General features: G+C 28.8%; 3 protein-coding genes and 1 pseudogene. All 4 read left to right on the top strand.

Features of this window, described 5'->3' with window-relative positions; all coding sequences use genetic code 11:
* A pseudogene (locus CLPUN_RS27545) lies at window positions 1–295 on the top strand (hypothetical protein); the annotation flags it as partial.
* Between the two features lie 52 nt (window positions 296–347).
* Entirely contained in the window at window positions 348–515 is a 168-nt protein-coding gene (locus CLPUN_RS27540) for a hypothetical protein (RefSeq protein WP_158078665.1), read from the top strand.
* 212 nt (window positions 516–727) lie between these two features.
* Window positions 728–1,435: a hypothetical protein gene (locus tag CLPUN_RS06640; protein WP_077846538.1), complete on the top strand. Its 708-nt coding sequence runs from the start codon at window positions 728–730 to the stop codon at window positions 1,433–1,435.
* A gap of 53 nt (window positions 1,436–1,488) precedes the next feature.
* A complete protein-coding gene (locus CLPUN_RS27535) occupies window positions 1,489–1,659 on the top strand; it encodes a hypothetical protein (RefSeq protein ID WP_158078714.1) in 171 nt (56 codons plus the stop codon).
* Window positions 1,660–1,821 lie beyond the last annotated feature (162 nt).

The raw sequence follows: 1,821 nt of genomic DNA, 5'->3' as shown, positions 1-1,821 counted from the left end.
AGATATTGTTAATCTTTATAATTTTGTGAAACAAAGAAATATTGATGAATTATTAAAAGAAAAGAATAAACAAAATGAAGTTAAGAAATCATGGAAACAAAGAATAATAGAGAGTTTTGAAAGAAATCCATTATTATGCAATAAATGTGGAACTGAAAAATTTTTATGGAAAATATGGCATAAGGATTATGGGGTGATATATGATATAAGGGAAACGAGTAACAGAAAGGATATATTATATGAACCAAAAAGAGATAAAGTACATAGAAAAGTTTTACAAATATCATTGCTATAAATGTAATTATAGTGAATTCGCTCCCGCGGACATCGTAGATGAGTTTGCTGATATGGATGAATATTGCGATGGAGAATACAGTTCAGAACAAGAATGTAAAAGGAAGGGAATGCCAGTAATGGAGTGCCCTAATTGTAATGCGGATTTTTATTATTCAGGAGAAACGAAAAGAGAAGAAGGCTCATATTGGATTGATGAAGATGAACCTTCTCCGTTTTAAAATTCACAAAACTCATAGTCCCCGCTAGGGGATTTTTTATAATTTATTAATTTATTTTGGTGGATAGATAGTTGAGTATTCAATTGTCTGCCTATCCATAGATTTATTTGTAATCTGCATGATGATGTGCAGTCATTCTTTGTACGGATTTACTTCATTAAAAAATATTATTAGGGTTATGCTTTATCCAAAAAGCGAGAAGGAGAACTATTATGAGTAAATTAGCAAAGGTATTAACAAACAAGGAAATTAAGGATAGTCTACAAAAGATTTTAGGAGTTATGAACGACTACGAAGAATATGAAATTTCTAATGGTGATGCTTGGACTTACAAATTCAATTTAAAGAAAAATAGTGATATTGAATGTAGAATTTACGATGGTGAATGGTGCGAATATGTTATGGCTATTCCAAATGATGTTACTAGCGTTAAGGATATCTTAAAGGGATATATAAATTATCTTTATGAAAATGAGATTAATTTTAGAAACAGTTATTTGAAGGCAAATAAGGGTTGGTATTCTAGGAAGCACAAAAGTTTAAATACATGGTTTGAAAGAAATAATAGAGCTAAAATTGATGCGATAGTAGAAGATATTGCAGAAAGATATTCTACTACAAAGCGAGTTGAAAGTGATATTGCACATTATAAAGTGTTTATTTCTAGGCTTTACTATGCATTAAATTGCTTAGATAAAAATTGGAAATTAGAAGACATAAAAGAAGCTGCATTCAAAAGATGTTCTGAACTTGGCATAAAGAACATTAGAATTAGTTACATAGATAGTAGATTGAGTGTGATGAAAAATAATAATAATGCAACTGCTGTGCTAGATAAGTTTGATATAGAAATCGATTCATATTCAAATATTAGCATGGTTGTAAATCAAATTACATCAAGATTGAGAAAGGTGGCATAATTATGTTATAGGATAGAAAAATTATAGAAAGTTTAAAGAATTTAGATTTTGAAATGTTGTGTGAATTAGCAGATACAATGGAAACTATGACAGAGAAAGATGGTGCAGATACATTATCAGATGAATTAGTTAAATTTGATATTGGCTTACATAAAGCTCTTAAGGAACGTTGTAATGAATTGATTGATGCTGAACGTAGAGTAAAAGAATTATTAAATAGTTAATAATAGTTAATAATAGTTAATGCACTTATTGTATACTATAATAGTGCATTTTTACTTGAATAATTTTACAGTTGAATAAAAAAAACAGATTCTTAGGCTATTTTTAATGACTCAAAAATTTCTTCTATCGGCGTACCGCTTGCGGCAGCTTTGTAAATATAT

This window comes from Clostridium puniceum (genome assembly GCF_002006345.1).
Classification (GTDB): Bacteria; Bacillota; Clostridia; order Clostridiales; family Clostridiaceae; genus Clostridium; species Clostridium puniceum.
Note: the sequence above shows the minus strand (reverse complement) of the source record. Positions and strands in the feature narration are given on the sequence as shown.

What these genes read in the sequence shown, in the direction of transcription:
- CLPUN_RS27540 (WP_158078665.1), top strand. Translation starts at nt 348, where the DNA reads ATGGATGAATATTGCGATGGAGAATACAGTTCAGAACAAGAATGTAAA.
- CLPUN_RS06640 (WP_077846538.1), top strand. Translation starts at nt 728, where the DNA reads ATGAGTAAATTAGCAAAGGTATTAACAAACAAGGAAATTAAGGATAGT.
- CLPUN_RS27535 (WP_158078714.1), top strand. Translation starts at nt 1,489, where the DNA reads ATGTTGTGTGAATTAGCAGATACAATGGAAACTATGACAGAGAAAGAT.